The 19623-nt window shown below is 45.0% G+C and carries 24 protein-coding genes; 15 read left to right on the plus strand and 9 right to left on the minus strand.

Annotated elements, in window-relative coordinates; genetic code table 11:
- Window positions 1-7: 7 nt before the first annotated feature.
- From rnpA to AC9UEY_RS03475, 7 genes are read left to right on the plus strand one after another with little or no spacing between them, the layout of a single operon-like run.
- Window positions 8-361 (plus strand): ribonuclease P protein component, encoded by a 354-nt coding sequence (gene rnpA / locus AC9UEY_RS03445; protein ID WP_509537802.1) that lies wholly within the window; start codon window positions 8-10, stop codon window positions 359-361.
- Window positions 358-585, plus strand: coding sequence for a membrane protein insertion efficiency factor YidD (gene yidD / locus AC9UEY_RS03450; RefSeq protein WP_509537804.1), 228 nt, complete (start codon window positions 358-360; stop codon window positions 583-585). Before rnpA ends, yidD begins: the two co-directional genes overlap by 4 nt.
- Window positions 585-1487, plus strand: a complete 903-nt coding sequence (gene yidC, locus AC9UEY_RS03455; RefSeq protein WP_509537806.1) for a membrane protein insertase YidC — start codon at window positions 585-587, stop codon at window positions 1485-1487. Before yidD ends, yidC begins: the two co-directional genes overlap by 1 nt.
- 48 nt (window positions 1488-1535) lie before the next feature.
- On the plus strand, window positions 1536-2066 hold the full coding sequence (locus AC9UEY_RS03460) for a Jag family protein (RefSeq protein ID WP_509537809.1): 531 nt from the start codon (window positions 1536-1538) through the stop codon (window positions 2064-2066).
- A gap of 3 nt (window positions 2067-2069) precedes the next feature.
- Window positions 2070-2648 (plus strand): 16S rRNA (guanine(527)-N(7))-methyltransferase RsmG, encoded by a 579-nt coding sequence (rsmG, locus tag AC9UEY_RS03465; protein WP_509537811.1) that lies wholly within the window; start codon window positions 2070-2072, stop codon window positions 2646-2648.
- A gap of 8 nt (window positions 2649-2656) precedes the next feature.
- On the plus strand, window positions 2657-3565 hold the full coding sequence (locus AC9UEY_RS03470) for a ParA family protein (protein WP_509537813.1): 909 nt from the start codon (window positions 2657-2659) through the stop codon (window positions 3563-3565).
- Window positions 3565-4428: a ParB/RepB/Spo0J family partition protein gene (locus AC9UEY_RS03475; protein WP_509537816.1), complete on the plus strand. Its 864-nt coding sequence runs from the start codon at window positions 3565-3567 to the stop codon at window positions 4426-4428. Before AC9UEY_RS03470 ends, AC9UEY_RS03475 begins: the two co-directional genes overlap by 1 nt.
- Here AC9UEY_RS03475 and AC9UEY_RS03480 read toward each other — a convergent pair.
- Genes AC9UEY_RS03480 through AC9UEY_RS03510 form a run of 7 tightly spaced genes read right to left on the minus strand, consistent with a single transcriptional unit; the run spans window position 4425 to window position 11356 of the window.
- Window positions 4425-5690 (minus strand): aminotransferase-like domain-containing protein, encoded by a 1266-nt coding sequence (locus AC9UEY_RS03480; RefSeq protein WP_509537818.1) that lies wholly within the window; start codon window positions 5688-5690, stop codon window positions 4425-4427. The two genes, AC9UEY_RS03475 and AC9UEY_RS03480, sit on opposite strands and share 4 nt — an antisense overlap.
- 41 nt (window positions 5691-5731) lie before the next feature.
- Window positions 5732-6724, minus strand: coding sequence for an N-acetylmuramoyl-L-alanine amidase (locus AC9UEY_RS03485; protein ID WP_509537821.1), 993 nt, complete (start codon window positions 6722-6724; stop codon window positions 5732-5734).
- 4 nt (window positions 6725-6728) lie between these two features.
- The gene (trxA, locus tag AC9UEY_RS03490; RefSeq protein ID WP_509537823.1) at window positions 6729-7052 is read right to left on the minus strand and encodes a thioredoxin; all 324 of its coding nucleotides are present in this window, start codon (window positions 7050-7052) and stop codon (window positions 6729-6731) included.
- 33 nt (window positions 7053-7085) lie between these two features.
- Entirely contained in the window at window positions 7086-8012 is a 927-nt protein-coding gene (trxB, locus tag AC9UEY_RS03495; RefSeq protein ID WP_509537826.1) for a thioredoxin-disulfide reductase, read from the minus strand.
- 22 nt (window positions 8013-8034) lie between these two features.
- Window positions 8035-9681, minus strand: coding sequence for a murein biosynthesis integral membrane protein MurJ (murJ, locus tag AC9UEY_RS03500; protein ID WP_509537829.1), 1647 nt, complete (start codon window positions 9679-9681; stop codon window positions 8035-8037).
- A complete protein-coding gene (locus AC9UEY_RS03505; RefSeq protein ID WP_509537832.1) occupies window positions 9678-10781 on the minus strand; it encodes a DUF6049 family protein in 1104 nt (367 codons plus the stop codon). The genes murJ and AC9UEY_RS03505 overlap by 4 nt, the downstream gene beginning before the upstream one ends.
- Window positions 10778-11356: an NUDIX hydrolase gene (locus AC9UEY_RS03510; RefSeq protein WP_509537834.1), complete on the minus strand. Its 579-nt coding sequence runs from the start codon at window positions 11354-11356 to the stop codon at window positions 10778-10780. Before AC9UEY_RS03510 ends, AC9UEY_RS03505 begins: the two co-directional genes overlap by 4 nt.
- Window positions 11357-11388: 32 nt before the next feature.
- Between AC9UEY_RS03510 and AC9UEY_RS03515 the strand changes: the two genes are divergently transcribed.
- Window positions 11389-12819 (plus strand): CCA tRNA nucleotidyltransferase, encoded by a 1431-nt coding sequence (locus AC9UEY_RS03515; protein WP_509537837.1) that lies wholly within the window; start codon window positions 11389-11391, stop codon window positions 12817-12819.
- Here AC9UEY_RS03515 and AC9UEY_RS03520 read toward each other — a convergent pair.
- Window positions 12809-14080, minus strand: coding sequence for an MFS transporter (locus AC9UEY_RS03520; protein ID WP_509537840.1), 1272 nt, complete (start codon window positions 14078-14080; stop codon window positions 12809-12811). The genes AC9UEY_RS03515 and AC9UEY_RS03520 overlap by 11 nt on opposite strands.
- 43 nt (window positions 14081-14123) lie before the next feature.
- On the opposite strand from AC9UEY_RS03520, the gene AC9UEY_RS03525 reads away from it, so the two are divergent.
- From AC9UEY_RS03525 to rplI, 7 genes are all read left to right on the plus strand, one after another.
- The gene (locus tag AC9UEY_RS03525) at window positions 14124-14537 is read left to right on the plus strand and encodes a DUF5318 family protein (protein WP_509537843.1); all 414 of its coding nucleotides are present in this window, start codon (window positions 14124-14126) and stop codon (window positions 14535-14537) included.
- 9 nt (window positions 14538-14546) lie between these two features.
- Window positions 14547-16448 (plus strand): transglycosylase domain-containing protein, encoded by a 1902-nt coding sequence (locus tag AC9UEY_RS03530; protein WP_509537846.1) that lies wholly within the window; start codon window positions 14547-14549, stop codon window positions 16446-16448.
- The gene (locus AC9UEY_RS03535) at window positions 16448-17635 is read left to right on the plus strand and encodes a glycosyltransferase family 87 protein (protein WP_509537848.1); all 1188 of its coding nucleotides are present in this window, start codon (window positions 16448-16450) and stop codon (window positions 17633-17635) included. Before AC9UEY_RS03530 ends, AC9UEY_RS03535 begins: the two co-directional genes overlap by 1 nt.
- Window positions 17636-17736: 101 nt before the next feature.
- On the plus strand, window positions 17737-18024 hold the full coding sequence (rpsF, locus tag AC9UEY_RS03540; protein WP_445822045.1) for a 30S ribosomal protein S6: 288 nt from the start codon (window positions 17737-17739) through the stop codon (window positions 18022-18024).
- Between the two features lie 52 nt (window positions 18025-18076).
- Window positions 18077-18580, plus strand: coding sequence for a single-stranded DNA-binding protein (locus AC9UEY_RS03545; RefSeq protein WP_509537851.1), 504 nt, complete (start codon window positions 18077-18079; stop codon window positions 18578-18580).
- 84 nt (window positions 18581-18664) lie between these two features.
- Window positions 18665-18952, plus strand: coding sequence for a 30S ribosomal protein S18 (rpsR, locus tag AC9UEY_RS03550; protein WP_509537854.1), 288 nt, complete (start codon window positions 18665-18667; stop codon window positions 18950-18952).
- A 13-nt stretch (window positions 18953-18965) separates the two neighbouring features.
- Window positions 18966-19415 (plus strand): 50S ribosomal protein L9, encoded by a 450-nt coding sequence (gene rplI / locus AC9UEY_RS03555; protein WP_509537856.1) that lies wholly within the window; start codon window positions 18966-18968, stop codon window positions 19413-19415.
- Window positions 19416-19468: 53 nt separating this feature from the next.
- On the opposite strand, the gene AC9UEY_RS03560 is transcribed toward rplI, so the two are convergent.
- On the minus strand, window positions 19469-19623 hold a 155-nt coding region (locus AC9UEY_RS03560), incomplete at its 5' end, for a CorA family divalent cation transporter (RefSeq protein ID WP_509537861.1).

A 19623-nucleotide genomic window follows, 5' to 3' on the forward strand; every position in this document is an offset into this window, starting at 1 on the left:
GATACCCGTGCTTGCAAAAAGCGCACGCCTTACCGAGAGCGCCGATTTCGCGCGCGCAACAAAGAGTGGTTTGAGGTTTTCAACCCAAAACTTTGTCGGATATCTCTACCCCACCAATCTAGATCAACCTGCTCGCGCGGGATTAATCATTAGTAAAAATGTTGGTGGCTCTGTAACCCGACACCGCATTGCTCGCAAAGCACGTCACGCGCTGCGAGAGATCTACCCACAACTACCAACCGGTGGTTTGTTAGTAGTTCGAGCTCTTAACAGCGCGAGCGAGGCAGATGTCGCGCAAGAGATAACAAAGATTGTCGGACAACTCCTAAAAAAATTGTCCGAGAAGGCTAATCAGAAGTGAGGCACATATTGATCACACCTATCAAAGTGTATCAAAAGTGGATCTCACCAATGTTTGGGCCACGTTGTAAGTACTACCCGTCATGTTCTTCATACGCCGTCACAGCAATTGAAAACTATGGAGTAAAAGGTATTGCAATGAGCACTTGGCGTTTGTTGCGTTGTAATCCATGGTCACACGGTGGTGTTGATTATGCAGTTCCGAAAGAGAAGGTAGTTATTTAATGGATAGCATCCTAAAACCCCTATATATCGCTGTTTCTTGGGTCATTGTAACGATCCACGATTTACTGTCTCCAGTCTTTGGAACTAACAGTGGCGTGTCATGGTCATTAGCAATCATCGGTCTCGTAATCATCATTCGTATTATTTTAATCCCACTTTTTGTGAAGCAGATTAAATCTCAGCGTGCTCTAACCGCTCTTCAACCACACATGAAGGAAATCCAAAAGAAGTACAAGGATGATCGCCAAAAACAATCAGAGGAGATGATGAAGCTCTATAAAGAGCACAAGACAAATCCACTTGCATCATGTTTTCCTATCTTGGCTCAGGCACCAATCTTCTTTGCTCTGTTCACAGTGCTAAACGGAATCGGAAAGAACCCTCCCGTTAAGCACGGCGTGTTAACTCAAGAAGATGTTGTAAGTGCCGCGCAAGCCAGGTTCTTCGGCGCACCTATCTCAGATACTTTCCTTGGAACAGATATAACAACTGTAAAAATCGTCACCGTTTTATTAATAGCACTAATGTCACTAACAACCTTCACAACTCAACGTCAGTTGATGATGAAGGGAATGCCTAAGATGGATGCATCAAATAACATGATGTTGCAGCAACAAAAAATTATGTTGTATGCATTCCCAGTTATTTTTGCAATCTCCGGTGTTAACTTTCCAATCGGTGTTTTAATTTATTGGTCAACAACAAATATTTGGACATGGGGACAACAGTTCTATGTCATTAAGAGAAACCCAACTCCAGGTTCACCTGCCTACGAAGAGCTCGCACGAAAGCGAGCAAAACACAGCGGGGTAGTAGAGGAAACAACCGAGAACTCTGAGGGCACAACGATCGAAGAAAAAGGTCAGCGCCAGCAGCCAAAAAAGAAGAAAAAGAAGAAGTAGAAGTAGACAAAACGGACTTATAACTACAATCCCGACAAAGGGGGCATCATGGCAAAGAGTAAGACTGAAGTGGTAGAGGTTGTTACTGAAGAGGTGGCAGAAACCAAAAAGGCACCTAAGGGTGTTGCACGCTTAGAGGAAGAGGGCGACATCGCCGCTGACTACCTAGAAGCACTCCTTGACATCGCCGATCTTGATGGCGACATCGATATCGATGTTGAAAATGACCGTGCGGCTCTGGCCATTGTTGGCGGGAAGCTCAGCCACCTCGTGGGTTCAAGCGGTGAGGTTTTAGATGCTATCCAAGAGCTAACTCGCCTAGCTGTGCAGACCTCAACAGGAGATCGCAGCCGTTTGATGCTTGATATTGACGGATTTCGCGCTGGCCGTCGCACAGAGCTCAAGAAGTTGGCCGAGGATATGGCTGAAGAGGCAAAGACCACCGGCAACTCAATCAAATTGAAGCCAATGAACGCCTTTGAGCGCAAAATCATCCACGACACAATCCAGGATCTAGGCCTAACCAGTGAGTCTGATGGCGAAGATCCAAACCGTTTCGTAGTTATTTATCCAGCCTAAATCGTGGAGGTTTCACGTGAAACCCTCATCGCGAGGCATTTTCCAGATGTTGAGCGGGTTCACGCCTACGCTAAATTCCTAGAAACAGCTGGAATTGAGCGTGGATTGATCGGTCCCCGCGAGGCTGACCGTATCTGGGAGCGCCACATCTTTAACTGCCTACCTATAACCACCCTTTTCACAGAAGGTGCCACAGTCTTTGATATTGGCTCTGGGGCAGGCCTGCCCGGAATTGTTATCGCCCTGGCCCGTCCAGATCTGAAAGTCACCTTGATTGAACCCCTTGAACGTCGGGTGGAGTTTCTCCAAGAGGCGGTTATTGGGCTTGATATCGAGGTAATCCGCGGCCGTTCCCAAGATGTGAAGGCAACAACCCATTATGTGACAGCCAGAGCGGTTGCTCCACTCGAGAAGTTAAAGAAAATCAGCTGGCACCTTTTAAAAACAAATGGTTCATTGCTGGCCATGAAGGGTGAAAAAGCCCAAGAAGAGATGAAAACTGTGCCAAAAGCGATCCTCCATGAGGTAAATCTGGAGGGAATTGAGCTCAGCCGCATAGTTGAAGTTAAAAAAGGTGCTTAACTACCCACGTGAATGATTCACGTGAAACAAAAAAGGTAATTGGCACCCGCCGCCTCAAAGAGGCGATGGCAAAACCCGCCTCCCTTCGAATCCTCACCGTGGCTAATCAAAAGGGCGGGGTCGGTAAAACCACCACCACCGTCAACCTGGCAGCTGCCCTTTCTATGGGTGGGTTAAAAGTCGTCGTTATTGATCTAGATCCGCAAGGAAATGCATCCACCGCCCTTGGTGTTGAGCACCAAGATAACGCAGGAATTTATGAAGTGTTGATGGGTGATTCAACAATGTCACAAGTAATTCAAAAAGTTGCTGGCTTTCCTTCACTTGAATGTGTTTCATCGAGTACTTCACTTGCACAAGCAGAAATTGAACTTGTTCCCATGGTTGCGCGCGAGATGCGTTTGAAAGAGGCAATCGAAGAGTTAATTACAGATCGCGCAGCAGGCGGCGAAACAATTGATTACATCTTTATTGATTGCCCACCATCACTTGGTTTACTAACCATTAACGCGTTTACCGCTGCGAAAGAAGTTTTAATCCCAATTCAATGTGAGTACTACTCACTTGAAGGATTATCACAACTATTAAAAACATTTGAATTAGTAAAAAAGCGTTTGAATCCAACATTAAAGTTGTCAACACTAGTTTTAACAATGTTTAACAGTACAAATCTTGCAAATGATGTTGCTAATGAAATTAGAAAACATTACCCAAATGAGTTAATTGATATTCCAATTCCTCGCACGGTGCGGGTTTCAGAGGCACCAGGATTTAAACAAACAGTGATGACATATGATCCTGTTTCACCAGGAGCGGTTGCATACATGGCTGTTGCTCGCGAACTCGCAGAGCGCGGAAAACCTTTTGATTCAAATGTTGTTTCAATTAATTACAAACGTGAAGGTGAGATCGCTTAATGGCACGTCGTGGTGGACTTGGAACAAACCTTGATGCATTAATCCCAACATCATTAACTGTTGGCGACCAGGAGGTTGGACAGCAAAATGAAGTTGCTATCAGTGCAATTTCACCTAACCCACGCCAACCCCGCAAACACTTTGATCCTGCAGCACTTGATGAATTGATCGCATCAATAAAAGAAATCGGAATTTTGCAACCACCTGTTGTGCGTCAGACAACACCAGGCAGCTATGAATTAATCATGGGAGAACGCCGTTTCCGCGCGGCAAAAGCTGCTGGATTAAAAACCATTCCGGTCATTATTCGCCAAACTCCAGATAATGAACTATTACGCGAAGCGCTCATTGAAAACATTCACCGCAGCCAACTCAACGCACTAGAAGAAGCAGCGGCCTACTCACAACTTCTCACAGACTTTAACTGTACTCATGATGAACTTGCCCAGAAACTTGGACGATCTCGTCCGTTAATTTCAAACACAATACGGTTAATGAACTTGCCAACATCTGTTCAACAAAAACTAATATCTGGTGTTTTATCTGCAGGTCATGCTCGAGCTCTACTTGGATTAAGTGATGCAGGCACAATTGAAAAACTTGCCACACGAATTGTCACAGAAGGACTATCTGTCCGTGCAACTGAAGAAATCATTTCTTCAGGTGCTCCCAAAGGACAATCTGCTAAAAAACCTAAGCAGACAAAGTCGGCTAGCCCGGAACTACAAGAAATCGCAGAACGTATTGGTGACGCCCTAGACACCCGAGTTTCAATTCAAGGCAGCGCGAAAAAAGGAACGATTGTGATTGAGTTTGCTGGAGCAGAAGATTTGAAACGAATTACAAAGGCGTTAGAAAACTAACCCTTTAGTTCAAATCCTTTGCGGCTTGCCATCTCTTGCTTGATAACGCCGCCGAGTGCTTTAACACCTTCACGGATGCGCTCTGGTGTTGGGTAGCAATAGGACAAACGAAGTGACCATGAACCAAAACCATCTGCATAAAACGCGGTTCCTGGAACATAGGCAACCTTGGCAACAATCGCTTTAGGCATCATTGCCGTTGTATCAATTTCAGGTGGCAAGGTAACCCACACATAAAAACCACCGCCAGGCTTTGTCCATTGCGCAGTTGCTGGGAAATGCTCATCTAATGATTCCAACATCGCATCGCGGCGGACCTTATAGAGCTCGCAAAATGATGCGATCTGATCGCGCCATGGCTGATCAGCTAAGTAACTAGAAATAGTTAGCTGTGTGAAGTTTGAAGGACACAAAATTGAAGATTCGCTAGCGATGACCAGTTTTTCCTTCAATGAAGGTGGCACTAGCGCCCAACCCACACGCAATCCTGGTGCGATTGTCTTTGAAAACGAGCCTAGATAGATCACGTTCTCAGAGTCTTCAGCACGCATCGCATTAGGTGATGGCTTATCAAATCCAAGCAATCCATATGGGTTGTCTTCAACTACGAAAATCCCTGCTTCGCGACAAATGGACAAGATTTCTGTGCGGCGAGATGCCGGTAATAAAACTCCACTTGGATTTTGGTAATTAGGAATTGTGTATAAAAACTTAATTTTACGCCCAGCTGCTCGCACAGATTTAATTGCTTCAGCGAGTGCTGCTGGAACTAATCCATTCTCATCTGTTTCAACATGCACGACAGATGCTTCATACTGATGAAAAGTTCCGAGTGCGCCAACATAGGAAGGTGCTTCTGCAAGAACAACATCTTGTGGATCTAAGAAGATGCGTGAAATAAGGTCCAACGCTTGTTGTGAACCAGTTGTAATTAAAACATCATCAGGATTAGCGCGAATACCTTCAAGTGCCATAACTTCACAGATTTGTTCACGCAGCTTTGGATGTCCTTGACCATTTCCATACTGCAATGCTTCCTGTCCATTGTTGCGGATTAGATTATTAACAACATCAGCCATCATTCCCATTGGGAGTGCTGAAAGATTTGGCATTCCACCTGCAAGTGAAACAATTTCTGGACGGGATGCAACGGCAAAAAGAGAACGAATCTCACTTGGCTTCATCTGGGCAGCCCTTGATGCAAATCTTTGTTCAAGATTTTGAGGCGCACCTGTTGAGAAGCGTTGCGTTATGTCCGACATGACCTAAGTCTGTCATACCCAAGGGAATGACCGCATGTTATTTAGCGGCGGATGCCGGCTTTACGAAGATCAGAAATCCGCAAAGTTCCCGTTTTTGCATCATCTTCGGCAGCTAAATAAAGACGTTGAATCGCAATAACTAAGGCTTCGGCAATCACATCACGAAAATCCGGGCGAGATAGGCGACCCAAATCACCAGGGTTACTCATATATCCAAGATCAATGCGAACAGTTGGCGCCATTGTCATGCGCAACAACTCCCATGTCTTTGCATGGGTGCGGCAATTTGTTAAGTCGGTACGAGCGCAAATCTCTCGTTGCACGAGCGAAGCGAAGCGCTCACCAACAATTGAATGAACACCATGTGCATCACTGCCATAAAAATATGTTGCTGCGCCGTGTGCTTTGTCATTGCTATATGAATCGACATTTAAAGAGATCATTAAGTCAGCACTACTTTTATTACTGAATGTAATTCGCTCTAATTCAGAGGGGTTATTTGTCGCGCCTCGTGTTAAGAAGACAGAAGCACCTAATGCAAGCAAACGACCTTCGGTGCGAACTGCAACATCGTAAACAAGGGCATCATCACCATCTGGGTTTAAAACAATAACTTTATTTGCAAGTGCTGGACCACGACTTTGTTGCATCGCATTTTGACGCAGCGTTGAAGGCACTCCCCCAGAAACTATCTTTGTTAAACGAATCAGGGCGATAATTGTCGCAGGACCACATTTGCCATCAACGGTTGCACCTACAGATTTTTGGAATTCTTTAACGGCTAATTGTGTTCGCGGTCCATAAATTCCATCAACTCGACCACAATCAAAACCCATTTCCGTTAAACGTGATTGCAAAGCAGCAATATCATCGCCATGCATTAAGGGTGGCTCCTGCAGATATAGCGAACGATCTCCAAGTTTCCACTGCGCCTCTTCTAATGCTCGCACAGTCACCGCATCAACAAAACCCGTGACATCAAGGCCACGGGCTTGCTGAAATGAGCGGATCTCCGACTCGGTTAAATCTGACATGGATTTATACGAGGAAGCTTTCTAGTTCCTTAAGTAGTGCTGGCTTTGGCTTAGCGCCAATAATCTGCTTCACAACTTCACCGTTAACAAATACATATAAAGCTGGAATTGATGTAATTCCATACTTCATAGCAATCGCAGACTCTTCATCTGTGTTGAGTTTTACGATCTTGAGCTTTGCACCGTGCTCATCTGAGATTTCCTCAAGAATCGGCCCAACAGCACGGCATGGACCACACCATTCAGCCCAAAAATCAACCAAAACAGGGGTGCTGCTCTTGAGAACATCTGCATCAAATGATGCCGTTGTTACCTTGCTTGTTGCCATCGTATTGCTCCTTATTCGTGTGTTAGTTAAAGACTAGTGGGCTAAGAATTTTTCAGCATCAAGGGCTGCCGCGCAGCCTGAACCAGCTGCTGTGATTGCTTGACGGTAGGTGTGGTCTACCAAGTCCCCGCATGCAAAGACACCTTTAAGGTTTGTTCGAGTTGAGCGACCCTCGCAGATCACATAACCCTCATTGTCTAGGGTGATTTGTCCCGCAATTAATTCACTGCGCGGAATATGTCCGATCGCAACAAACAAACCCGTAAATGCTTGTTCTGATTCTGTGCCATCAATAGTGTTCCGAAGTTTTAATCCTTCAACCTTGTCGGCGCCAAGAACATCAATAACCTCTGTGTTCCATAGAAATTCAATCTTCGGATTAGCTTTCGCGCGCTCTGCCATAATCTTTGATGCGCGTAATGAGTCACGACGGTGAATCAAAACTACCTTGTCAGCAAAACGTGTTAAAAACGTTGCTTCTTCAACAGCAGAATCTCCGCCACCAACAACAGCAATTGTTTGTCCACGGAAGAAGAAACCATCACATGTAGCACACCATGAAACCCCGTGACCAGATAAACGCTTTTCATTGACTAAACCAATTTCACGATAAGCACTACCAGTTGCAAGAATTACAGATTTTGCTTTAACCGTGTTTCCAGAACCATCCTTCAAAATCTTTATATCTCCAGATAAATCCATTTCAACAATGTCATCTGTAATTAACTCAGCACCAAAACGCTTAGCTTGCTTGCGCATGCTGTCCATCAAGTCTGGACCCATCACACCATCTGTGAATCCAGGAAAGTTTTCAACCTCTGTTGTGTTCATCAGTGCGCCACCTGCCGTGACAGAGCCTTCGTAGATAATTGGATCTAACTGCGCACGCGCTGCATAAATCGCAGCGGTATATCCGGCAGGACCAGATCCAACAATTACTACATTTCTTACTTCACTCACGATGCCCCCTAGGCCCTGAAATCTATTCGTTTTCTTCTGGTTTTGCTGAACGGCGACTAATTGAACTACCTAAGTGGCGAATCATGGAAATCTCTTCAATGTGAAGCGCCTTTGCCGCCAGGATGTAGGTAAAGAATGCGACGACCATCACAACTAAGAGTTCGCCAGCACGTGCAGCACGCGACATATCAAGTGCGAGCCAGGATATGTATTGGGTCATAGCAAATAGTGGAAGCATCGCAAGAAGAGAGGCAATCAATAAACGTATGTGTTGGCCCAAGAACTCAGAGAGTGCAAGTTTTCCAACATGTTTTTTCAGCAATCCCAAAGTTACAAGTAATCCAACTAAATAACTTGCAGAAAATGCCACACCTAAACCAACTGTTACCCACTGAGTTTTCAAGGAGTATAAGAAGAAGTAAGACATTGCAACAGAGAAAATATTGATAACTACAATTGAGATAACTTGAGTTTTTGTATCTTCAAAAGCGTTAAAGCCTCTAATCAAAATTAAGTTGATAGAAAATGCTACTAAACCAAAGCTAAGCGCCGATAAAACATAACCGATATAGCGGGAATCATCATTAGAGATTCCAATGAAGATACTTTGTGTGATTAAAGGACCAAATAACAAGAAGGCCACGGCGCTCGGAACTGTAATCACACCAACTAAACGGATTGCCCTGATCAACTGGGCCTTAACTTCATCACGCTTGCCATCCAATGCCAGCTTTGAAATATGAGGCAAGATCGCAGTAATAATTGAAATCGTGACAATGGAATATGGCAACAACATAACAAAGTAGGCAAATGTGTATGGGGTGTAACCAACACCAGTTACAACACCCTCTTGTGCGCTTCGAACTGCTGCTGTTGTTGCAACATTTACCGTTACTAAATAACCAAGTTGTGAAATCAATACATAAACCAAGGTCCAACCAGCTAAGTTAAATGATTTACCTAAACCAGAAACACCCAGCTTTGGCTTAATCGAGATTCCAAGTTTTCTAATGACTGGCACTAGAACCAAGGCCTGCACAACAACGCTCAAAGTTGTTCCCCAACCAAGTAGCGCGACCTGGTTAGAGGTAATGCTGGAGATATCGATGCCAGGTGAGAACAGTAAGAATCCACCAAATAACGCGATACCTACGAGGTTATTAGCAATCGGTGCCCACATAAGCGGGCCAAAGGAACCACGGGCATTGGCCACTTGGCCCAGCATTGTAAATAAACCAAGAAAGAAGATTTGTGGCAAGCAGTAGCGCGTAAAGGCGATTGCGATCTCTTGCTCAGTTTCAAAACCTGTTGTGAAAAATTCTGGTGCATATAAGCGAACTAGAGCTGGTGCAAAGAACATACCAAGTGAAACAAGCACAAGCAGAATAAGTGAAATGGTTGTAATAAGCCGTGAAGCAAAATCATCGCCGCCGTCTTCGTGGTCAAAAGATCTGACTAATTGTGGAATAAAGATTGCAGTCAACGCGCCGCCAACGAGCAAGTTATACAAAATGTTTGGCATTGTGTTTGCAACGTTGTAGGTATCTGCAAGCAATGTTGTTCCGAGGACGGCAACAATTAAAATTCCGCGAACAAAACCAGTAATACGAGAAATAATTGTGCCTAGAGCCATGATTCCTGAAGCACGGAAGAGTTCGTTAGATTTCAATTAACCCTCCTTCGGACTCGGCGGACGCTTTGTGCCACACCTGCCAATAGAAGAAGTATGGCGGCGCCAGTGGTAAACCAGGTAACACGCGAGTCAATAACAGTTGAATTTAATGTCAGTATCGCCTCTGGGACTATTTCATTACCTTCGTCATCGATGATCTGTGCGGTGACCGTCGTCTGACCCGGTGCGATTACATCCACAACCATTTCAAGCTGCCTTTTAGATTGTGCTGGAACTGTTACAGCATCAAAACTATCTACGACCACACGTGAGTTAATTGGAAGTAAAGAGATATTAATTGTGACATCGGCATCAAACTCATTGATGACAGTTACGGGCAACTTAACATTTGATGTGGTGATCTGGTACTTACCGCTATTTATACGCAATTTATTAACCATTGCATCTACTGCAGTACGCGCACTGTAAGAGTAAAAATCTCGACTATCTTTATCCAGTTTTGGTGAAAGTAACTTTGAAAGCTGAGCTCGCAGAATGATTAATTCAGCATCATTAACAACCCTTGAAAGCTTTGTTAACGCCTTGCGGTTATCGCCGTAGGCCTTTCGCAGCGGGAAACTAAGCCCAGATTTACCTGTACTCCACTCACCATTTGGCTCGCTGCGCACTGTGCGACCCAGCGCTAGTTCTAATTGTGATTTACCAAAAGCGTAATAATTCTTTAACTCACTAGGTGCCAAACGCTTAGCAAGTGAAACATCTGGATTTCCGTATGCAAGTGCAACAACTTGTTGGCCATATGTAATTTGTCGAAGCTGTTTTAACCACGCAGTTGCAATATCTTTACCAGCAGGTGTTGCATCAGTTGCTAATGTGTAATCACCAGTCATTGCAATAACTTCGTCAATTAGCGCGGCGTCAATTACCCAAGTTTTGTTATTTGAACGCGGGGTATATACCAACTGTCCAAGAGCACCTGACGGAGTTAACTCCTGCGCTAAATCATCATTTCTAAATTCACCAGTAAATGTCTGATGTGCTATGGATGTAATTCGGACTATCGGACCTGCTGCTTTTGCAGGTGACAATGGAAGCAGGAGCAAAAGCATCACAAAAAGTCCAATTAATCTTTTCATAGCGCCAACTCTGCACTTTTAGCAATTAGCTTTTTTTCATCTGGGTATGCCAAGCGATCAACAATTTCAGCGAGAGGAAACCAAGAAACCTCATCTACTTCACTCTCTTGAGCAAGCAATGTTCCGCCAACTTCTGTGAACATAAAATGGTGAACAGTCTTGTGAATTCGCTTTCCACCAGCCATAAACCAAAAATCAATTACGCCTAAGGATTTTGTAATAACTGAAGTAATTCCAGTTTCTTCAGCAACCTCACGAATAGCTGCCTGTTCTGGGGTTTCACCTTCTTCAATATGCCCTTTAGGCAAAGACCATAAAACTCGTTTTCCGCTGGCATCTTTGTGGTCGTAGCGACCGATCAATAAACCCATCGTGCCAGTGGTATCAATGACTAAACCGCCAGCACTGACCTCATCAACTCTTTTTGCATAGGGCCGTTTTACCTCAGCACGCTTCGGTTGAGCGCTCTTCTGAGCAGTGTTTTGTGTCTGTGGTTGTGGGCCGCGATTACCGGAGCGCTTACGCTTCCGCTTTTTCTTCGTACCTTCGCTGCCCGCACCAGGTGCCGGGATCATGGAGCAAGGGTAGTGCTTTAACCTTACTTATTGTGAGCACAGCATTAGGCGCCGCAGGAGAGTTAGCGATCCGTTCATTAGTTGAACGAGCACCGCTTGCAAGCTCCTTAGCCCAAGCCTTTAAGGCCAAGGGGTTTACCTTGGCATTGGTTGGCGGACCTGTGCGTGATGCAATTCTTGGGCGTCTTGGAAATGATTTAGATTTCACAACCAATGCGCACCCATTAGAAACAAAAAAGATTTTACAAGTTTGGGCAGAAAATATTTGGGACACTGGAATTGCTTTTGGAACAGTTGCAGGAAAACGTGGCGACACAACTGTTGAAGTAACTACTTATCGTTCTGAAAGTTATGATCCAGAATCTCGTAAACCAGATGTTGAATATGGACAAACAATTGAAGGAGATTTATCACGTCGCGATTTCACCGTTAACTCTATGGCACTTGAATTAACTGGTGACAAACCACAGTTCATCGACCCATTTAATGGTTTGCAAGACTTAGCAGGCAAACTCTTGCGCACACCCGGCAAACCCGGTGATTCTTTTAACGATGACCCATTACGAATGATGCGCGCTGCACGTTTTGCTTCACAACTAGGTTTTGAGATTGCTCCAGATGTTCTTGTTTCGATGAAAGATTTAGCCCACCGCATCAGCATTATTTCTGCCGAACGCGTACGCGATGAATTTACAAAAATATTAATGTCGCCTAACCCCCGCATAGGAATTACGATTTTGGTTGACACAGGTTTGGCCGATTTAGTTCTGCCTGAAATTCCAAAGCTGCGATTGGAAGTTGATGAGCACCATCACCATAAGGATGTGTATGAACACTCCATTACTGTTCTAGAACAAGCCATCGAAGATGAAGATCGTCTAGGTGGACCTAACCTTGTTATTCGCCTTGCCGCGTTACTACATGACATTGGAAAACCAAAGACCCGCGCCTTCATTGAAGGCGGTGGAGTTTCTTTCCATCACCACGAAGTAGTTGGTGCGCGTCTTGCAAAGAAGCGTTTAGAAGCGCTGCGCTTTGATAATGACACTATTGATGCGGTGGAGCTATTAACAACGCTGCACCTTCGTTTTCACGGTTATGGTGAGGGAGAATGGACTGATTCTGCTGTGCGCAGATATGTGCGAGACGCCGGTGATTTCATTACCCATTTACATGTTTTAACCCGCGCCGATTGCACAACACGCAATAAAACAAAGGCCGCCCGCCTTGCTGCAACATATGACTCTCTAGAAGCACGCATTGCTGTGTTGATGGAGCAAGAAGAGTTGTCAAGGATTCGCCCTGATCTAGATGGCGCGCAAGTTATGCAAATACTTAACTTAAAGCCTTCACGAGAAGTCGGACAAGCTATGGATTTCTTACTTGAACTTCGTTTAGAAGAAGGTCCAATTGGCGAGGAAGCAGCAACAAAAGCGCTGCTTGCATGGTGGGCTAGTAGGTAGCGTAAAACTTTGCTGGTCGAAGAAGAATGAAAGCGACCAATAAGTAAGCACCTGACACGGCAAGTGGCACTATGCGAGATAAACCTGAAGGTGGCAGCAATAGCGCAGCTATCAAACCACCGCTGACAATCGCGCCATTTACAACAACGTCGTAAACGGCAAAGACTCTACCGCGGTGGTAATCATCAATTTTTGATTGCACCAATGCATCATTAGTCACTTTGATGTTTTGGCCAAAAAATGCGGTAAGAAAAGCAGTGACACATAATCCAATTTCTGTTTGCGAAACAGCAAGAATAAGCGGAGAGCAGGCACTTGCGATCATCGCAAACTTGATCCAGCGATGCCTTCCAAATCGCGCAACCCCATAAGGGGCTAAGAACGCGCCTAAGAAAAGACCGACTCCAGCAATACTTAATGCAATACCAAAGCCTTGTAATCCAGCTTCTGGTTTAGATGAATCATTAAATGTGTTTCGCTCTAATAACAGGGCGGTTAAGGTTAAAGCGGTTAGTCCACCACGCTGCACAGCTGTCGCAATAATTCCGCGAGATGCATCAAGACGCTCCTGTAGGTATTGGAAGCCTTCTTTCATGTCTCTAAATCCTTGGAGAAAAGAGGCTGATTCCTTTTCTTTCTGGAGTGGGCCTATTTCACTCTTCTGTAATCGACCAGTAAGGAGTGCGGCAATAAAATATCCCGCTGCAGCAAGCACAATAAGTAAAGCATCAGCGTGATCTGCAATTGCCGCACCGTCTACTAGTGCGCGCACCCCAACACCAATACCGCCACCAATAACAACCAAAACAGAACCACCCGTAACGGCAATTGCATTTGCTGTTATTAACGATTTTGAATCAACTAATAATGGAAGACCAGCAGAGAGTGCGGCAAGAATAAATCTATTAATACCAAAGGCAACTAATACAACAATTGTTAGTTCAACACCTGTGGTGCCGGTATAGACAAGCAAGGCAACAAAGAAAAGGTTTGCGCTACGAGCTACATTGCAAAAAAAGAGTACGCGTTGTCTAGAAACGCGATCTAGAATTGTTCCAACAAAAGGCCCAATGAGTGAATACGGCAATAACACTACTGCGAAACCAATTGCAGCACTTAATGCATTTGCTTGGCGCTCTGGAGAAAATAAAACAAAGGATGCAAGTGCGCTTTGAAAGATGCCATCTGTTGCTTGGCCGGTCCACCGAACAGCAAGCAGGCGAGAAAGCCGAGGGTGGCGCATCAACCCAACAAAACTCATAAGAAAGAGCGTAACCCTCAAAATGGGATTATTCTTCCCCCTAATGAAATCGCAACGAGGGTTCATCGATTATTCACTCGATAAGCGCGCCACTTTGATGGCTCTCTTTCGTGGTGTTGTTGATGCCTGCGACGCCGACCCTTATTTGATGCGCGCCGCGAAGTGGCATGGGGACAAAGTTGCTCGTAACTGCCCAGTATGTAAAAAGGAAGAGCTCGTTGAATTGCGCTACACCTTCGGCGAGCAACTAGGTCAATACTCAGGCCGCATTAAGACTCCCAAAGAGTTAATCGCGATGGAACGTGAGTTCGGTGAGTTCACTGTGTACATCGTTGAAGTCTGTAAGAACTGTTCATGGAATCACCTATGTGCCTCATACGTATTAGGTGATGGAGTTGAACGAAAAGCCCCGCGCAAGGTTCGCACCTTGGAGGATGAGGATTACGCCAAGGGATAGCATTAGCAAATGGCCCGTAAATTACTGATTAGAGCCGCAGTCTTTCTTGGTGGCTTTGGTTTCATTGCCGGCTCAGTTTTATTTGCTCTTGCCTATTTCACCGTTGATATCCCTGATGCCAACGCATATGTAAATAGCCAATCAACAATTATTCAGTATTCAAATGGCGAAGAGATCGGCCGAGTTGGAACACAAAACCGCCAGATCGTGCCTCTTGCAAAGATTCCACTCAATGTTCGTTACGCAGTATTAGCAGCAGAAGATCGTGGCTTCTACTCAAACAAAGCATTTTCTGTAACAGGAATCTTGCGCGCAGTTGTTAATAATTTACGAGGCGGCGCCCTACAAGGTGGTTCCACCATCACACAGCAGTATGCAAAGACTGCCTTCTTAACTCCTAGCCGCACGATTCAGCGAAAGATTAAAGAACTTGTCATTGCAATCAAGTTAGAGAATCAACTTTCAAAAGATCAAATCTTTGAAAGTTACTTAAATACCATTTACTTCGGTCGCGGCTCCTATGGTGTCATGACCGCATCACAGCAGTACTTCAACCGCAACGTCGAGCAATTAACAAATTCACAAGCAGCTGTCATTGCATCTATTTTGCGCTCGCCAGGTTTGTATGACCCAGCATTTAAAGAAGGCAACGCAGAACGTTTAGCTAATCGTTTTGAGTATGTAAAGAACAACATGATTGAAGCTGGCTGGTTAGATAAAGATGCTGCTGCAAAAATGAAGTTGCCAGCAGTTGCACCACGTTCAACCTCTGGTCAACTAAGCGGTCCCAAGGGCCACATCATTGAAGCTGTTCAAAAAGAGTTAGCAAAACTTGGTTTTAGCCAGGATCAACTATTAGTTGGTGGTCTTGTCATTAAGACAACCCTTGATCAAAAGGCGCAGCAATCCGCAGTTGATGCGGTAAATAAGTTTTATCCTGCAAATGCCCCTAAAGATCTTCGCATCGGGTTAGTTGCTATTCGCCCCGGGACCGGAGAAGTCCTTGCTATGTATGGCGGGCGTGACTATTTAGAGCGTCAATTAAATGATGCAACGCAATCTATTGCTCAAGCCGGTTCAACATTTAAACCATTCGCAATTGTTTCAGCACTCGAACAAGGCATCCCACTGACATCAATGTGGAATGGTGATTCACCACAGACATTTGATGATGCCGGAAAGCCATATGAGGTTTTCAACTATGGCAATGAAGGCTGGGGACAAATCGATCTACTCTTTGCAACTAAGCACTCAGTTAACACAATCTTTGTTCCACTTGGAATCAAAGTTGGCCCAACAAATGTTGTTGATGTTGCACGCCGTGCAGGTATTCCTGAGAGCGTTGCAATGATGCCAACACCATCAATTGTGCTTGGAACATCAAGTCCACACGTGATCGATGTGGCAAATACATATGCAACCTTTGCGGCACAAGGAGTTAAGTCAAAGCCATTCTTAGTAACTCAAGTTCTAGGTAGCAATAAGGGTGTCTTGTATGAGGCCACACCACAAACTCAAGAAGTATTTAGTAAAGAGGTAATGGCTGATTTAACCTACGCACTCAAAGGAACAATTACAGGCGGAACTGGAGCTGCAGCCCTTGCACTAGGTCGACCAGCTGCAGGTAAGACTGGAACATCTCAATCAAATGCATCAGCGTGGTTTAGCGCCTACACACCACAGATCGCCGCATCCGTTGCATTCTTTAGAGATAACGCAACGCAAACTCTTAACGGCATTGGTGGAATGACTTCTCTAACAGGTGGATCCTTCCCTGCACGTATTTGGACACAGTTTATGAAGGGTGCACTCAAGGGCGAACCAGTGATGGATTTCCCAGCACCATCAAATATTGGTGGCCTTGAACCTGTTGTTATGACATCTGGCGGAAAGCAAAAGCCGAAGCCGTAATGAAAGTTAGAACGCTTGTAGTTCTTGCCATATTTGCCTCACTGCTTTCCTTTGCAAAATCTAGCCAATGCGAAAACACCGGCTGGGTAACGCCAGATCAATACATTCACGCTTGTTACAGCGACCTACCAGCACTATATGCAAACCGCGGATTAGATAAGAATGCCTGGCCATATGCGAGTAATGAGAACAGCGTTGAGTATCCAGTAGTTACTGCAATGGTTATGTATGTAACAAGCTTTGGTGCTAACTCCCCTGCCACCTACTTTAATATCAATATTTTCTTTCTAGTGCTTCTATTTCTTGCAACCGTTGTGATGGTGAGAAAGATCAGACCAGAGTTTGCCTACCTTCTCCCTGTTGCGCCAGCAATGATTGCATCCCTTTATATCAACTGGGATCTGTGGGCGATTGCAACAATGATGCTTGCCATCTATTGGTTTGATAGAAAACAGTATCTACACAGCTCTCTAGTGTTGGCACTTTCAATCTCAACAAAGTTTCTACCTATCTTCTTGCTCATCCCAATCGCATTTATTCTGTGGCGAGATGGGAAAGTAAAAGAACTTGTGAAATATGTTGCAGTCGTTGCACTTACGTGGATTGCAATCAATGCACCATTTGCATTGACGACCCCAACCGGTTGGTGGCGCTTCTACAAACTAAACCTTGAGCGCGGAGCAGACTGGGGCTCAATCTGGTTGGCGTTAGAACAACTTGGTCTTTCACTAACAAACCTGAATTATCTTTCAGTCTTACTACTTCTGATTGCACTGACAACAGTTGCTATTTTGTTATTTGAACTCAAGTACACACCAACACTCGCATCCGTAGCCTTTATAGTTTTGGCATCTGTAATGCTTGCCAGCAAGGTGTATTCACCGCAATATGTTCTTTGGTTAACACCATTAGCTGTTATTGCCCTAACAAATAAGAAAGATCTGCATGCATTTTGGGCCTGGCAAGCAACTGAAGTTATTTATCACGTTGCAATCTGGCAACACCTCGCATTTGTGACCGGATCCAAATTTGGACTGGCTGCGACCCCCTTTGCCATCCTGACCCTGGTCCGAATCGGGGGCACGATCTACCTGATGGCAGTCCTGGCCAGACGGGCTTTACAGGCTCGAAATACGCACAGCAGGCTCCTCGATTTACTATTTGAGGCCCAAAAGCCTTACCCTTAGCCCTCTTAAAGCCTAAGGTTTTCCTTAGGTAATAAGGAATTTAACCCTCCTGTCACGGAAATGCCGTGGCCGTCTTAGTCCAGAGGAGGTCGGGTTAACACATGCGTCATTATGAACTTATGGTCATTCTTGATCCAGAACTAGAAGAACGCACAGTCACACCAAGCCTAGAAACATACTTGAAGATCATTAAAGACTCAGGTGGAACAGTCAACAAGCTTGACTTGTGGGGCCGTCGCCGTATGTCTTTTGAAATTCAGAAAAAAGGCGAAGGTATCTACGCAGTCATTGATATGAATTGCGAACCAGCAGCGATTAAGGAATTAGATCGCCAGCTTAATTTGAACGAATCAGTGTTACGCACAAAGGCAATGCGTCTAGACGCATAAGCTTTTTGCATACATGATGCTAGGACTCCACGAGTAGAGATGAGGAAATAAAATGGCAGCAGGAGATACAACAATCACGATGATCGGCAACTTAGTTGACGATCCAGAGCTTCGTTTCACACCATCAGGTGCGGCCGTTGCAAAATTTCGCGTTGCATCAACACCACGCTATTTAGATAAGCAAACTAATGAATGGAAAGATGGCGAGAGCCTTTTCCTTCAATGTCAGATCTGGCGTCAAGCAGCTGAAAATGTTGCAGAGTCACTGACAAAAGGAATGCGCGTCATCCTTTCTGGTCGTCTTAAGCAACGTTCGTATGAAACTAAAGAGGGCGAAAAGCGCACCGTCTTTGAGGTAGAAGTAGATGAAGTTGGTCCATCACTACGCAATGCAACCGCGAAGGTCACTAAGGCCCAGCGTTCAGCAGGTGGCGGATTCTCTGCACCAGCTGCATCAGATTCATTTAATGAAGACCCATGGGCAGCAGCATCATCGTCATCAGCACCAGCAGGTGGTGGATGGGGAACATCTACAACCGACGAACCACCGTTCTAAATCAACACAGATTTAAATCAAAGTAAGCCAACCGTCCATCCATTCCTAGTCAGTAATGACTAGGGCCCGAAAAGGAGCACCATAATGGGAGCAAGAAATAACAAGGCTCTACGCGAGCCTAAGAATAAGAATGCGAAGCAAGCAGCCTTAAACAAGAAGTTTAAGAAGAAGCCTTGCAGCTTTTGTCAGCAGAAGGTCACATTCATCGATTACAAAGATATTGCGACACTTCGCAAGTACATTTCTGATCGCGGCAAAATCCGCGCTCGCCGCGTTACAGGTGCCTGCACACAGCACCAGCGTTCAATCTCAACCGCGGTAAAGAACAGTCGTGAAGTAGCACTACTTCCTTACACATCTTCAGCGCGATAAGGGGAATAGAACAATGAAACTAATCCTTACTCGCGAAGTTGCAGGCCTAGGTGCTGCAGGAGATGTTGTAACTGTTAAAGATGGATTCGCTCGCAACTTCTTGTTGCCACGCGGAAACGCAATTGCTTGGTCACTTGGTGGAGAAAAGCAGATCGAAAGCATTCGTCGCGCACGTTCAGTACGCGAAGTTCGCGATATCGATCACGCCAAGGAAATCAAGGCAAAGCTTGAGAACGCATCCGTTGTTACTAAGGTCAAGGTCGGCGCTAAGGGCGCACTCTTTGGTTCAGTAACTGACAAAGATGTTGCATCAGCAATCAAGTCTGCAACTGGTCTAGATATCGATCGTCACTCGATCGCTACTAAGGGCCACATCAAGAAGCTTGGCACTCACGATGTGAAGGTCTCTTTGGGTCACAACGTGACTGCAAAGGTTTCAGTAAGCGTTGTAGCTGACAAGTAAAAAGATATTAAAAAGCCCGTCACTTAATTGTGACGGGCTTTTTTATTACACATTTATAACCACTTTGCTTTCTTAAATTTCCAGTAGAGAAAACCAGTAACAAGCAACAACCCTGTCATCACCATTGGGTACCCAAATTTCCAGCGTAATTCAGGCATCACATCAAAGTTCATTCCATAGAGACCAGCGACCATAGTTGGCACTGAAG

This window comes from Candidatus Planktophila sp. (assembly GCF_040402275.1).
In the GTDB taxonomy this organism is placed as follows: domain Bacteria; phylum Actinomycetota; class Actinomycetes; order Nanopelagicales; family Nanopelagicaceae; genus Planktophila.